Consider the following 2,013-nt stretch of genomic DNA (forward strand, 5'->3'; position numbering starts at 1 on the left):
ACCCTAATTTAGGGGGAGTTTAAGGGTTTGAATTTTTATTTTTTAGCTTTTTGAGGCAAAAATTCAAACCCTTAAAATGACGATTGTGCGTGGTTTGAGAATCATTAGTTCAAATGCTCAAACTGGAACAACGTGGTGAAACTGGACAGGTACAATTGAGTATTTGATATACTGATGAAACTACCAGCAAAGGTTTGTTCTTGAGTGGTTGTAATGCGCATGTTTTTATAAAATTTTTTTTACCATAAATTGATGATAAATTTGAGTTATTTTTAGTTTGAGTGGTGGTTTTTTTGGTTTAATGCAAAGGTCTTCCTTTGCATAAATAAGAACAGCAAGGAAGTGTGCTATTTTTGTCATCTATTTGGGTTGAGCTAATAGAATAGGTTCAAACATATTTATTTCTGATGTAATTTTGCGTTTTTTGTATGTACGATAACTTACCCCGCTTTTGGCATATTTTGTTATATGTTGAGTGATACCTGTAATATTTTTACTAATGCCATAATAAGGTAATTTTGTATTTGCAATACAAAATCCTTTTTTGGTGTAAACATTTCCTATCCATGCGTCTACCACTAAAGAATTTTCATTCCATGCCTCAGGTTTAAATATGGAAGTAGATTGATCGCGATTAATCAAGTTGAAGACATGATCAGATCCTGTAAATGATAGGTATTCCACTGTCATATCAGGATAAGTTTTCCCTAATTCACTCAGCATAACATACGAACATTCCGAGCAATTGGCAACTTTATATTTGTTAAAGACTAAATCCTTATATTCCTCGCTTGTTCTAAATTGTATTAAGGCATTGGTATAGGGGATTCCAGTATTTTCTATATCAGTAATAGACTTTTTTACACTCTTTCGTAATTGCACTATTTTTTGATCCATTAAGTAGTATTGGCAGTCAAATTCTTTAAGATAATATTTCCGGCTAGAAGAATCTAATGCAACCAATTTTTCAAAAACACTAGATTGAAAAATGTCTGTCTGCATTTGATTTATTTCTTGATTTGAGTATGACAGCGCATCTCTGTCCACTCTAAATTTTTCAGGAATTGATTCTACGCCCCCAACAGCGCCTTCCTCTGCATTCTTTTGCTTAGATGTGGTCTTAACATGCCCTGTAGGATCGACATATTTAAGCGGATTATTGCCCACATAAGCATACAAATTTAAGCCATCAACCGCCCCTGCCGAATCAGGACTTATCCACCTTACCAGCCAAGGGGCTAAGTACCTAGCACCATAGTAGGACAAGCCACTGCTGTCGTCTCTTTCTTTGCCTGTGTAGCGGTAGCGTTTTTGTTGCACTTCGGTTTTGTTTTTGCCAGCGATAATAGCAGTACCCCCATAGGGGTAGTAGTGTTCATAGCTAAGGGTTTGGGCTTGGTCATCCAACTCCAAAGCATTAGATTGTAGGTGGCTGGTGAGTTGGTAGCGGGTTTGAGTGTTGTCTTTACTGCTTTCGCACAAAATGTGGGTGCCGATGTGCAGGGTGTTGGCTTGTTGTTTTGCTTGGTTGGTTGAGATGTCTAGTACAGGCAGGTAGTCTCTTTGGCTTTGCACTTGGTAGTTAGATTCAACTACAATACGAACTCGATTGCCCTGGTAATCGTACACATAGTATTGCGTGGTGGTGTTTTTGTCCGCTTTGCTGAGTTGGTTAAGGGTGTTGTTGTAGTGCCAATCTAGAGTGCCAATGTTGTCAAGGGTTAGTAAGTTGCCATTGGCATCAAAGTCGGTGGTGGATTGCTGGGTTTCGGTGCCACGGTTGTTGTTTGGGTGGACGGTGAGGTTTTGTTGCCATGTGCTGCTGTTTGCTTGGTGTGAGAGGTGGGTTAGGTTGTTGCCTGTGTCGTAGGTACAGGTTTGGCAGTAGATTTCTAATAAATTCATGAGATAGTACGGTATTTTGCATGTGGTGATCCTAAATATGCAGGGCTAAACAGGTTGGTTAACTTCATTGGCATCCTTTCAATTATATCGCCAAATATCTACTCTCGT

General features: G+C 38.7%; 1 protein-coding gene. It reads right to left on the bottom strand.

Annotated elements, in window-relative coordinates; all coding sequences use genetic code 11:
• Nucleotides 1–360: 360 nt before the first annotated feature.
• On the bottom strand, nucleotides 361–1,905 hold the full coding sequence (locus BAZSYMA_RS05115) for an RHS repeat-associated core domain-containing protein (protein WP_090716334.1): 1,545 nt from the start codon (nucleotides 1,903–1,905) through the stop codon (nucleotides 361–363).
• Between the last annotated feature and the right edge of the window lie 108 nt (nucleotides 1,906–2,013).

Source organism: Bathymodiolus azoricus thioautotrophic gill symbiont (assembly GCF_001298715.1).
Lineage (GTDB): Bacteria > Pseudomonadota > Gammaproteobacteria > PS1 > Pseudothioglobaceae > Thiodubiliella.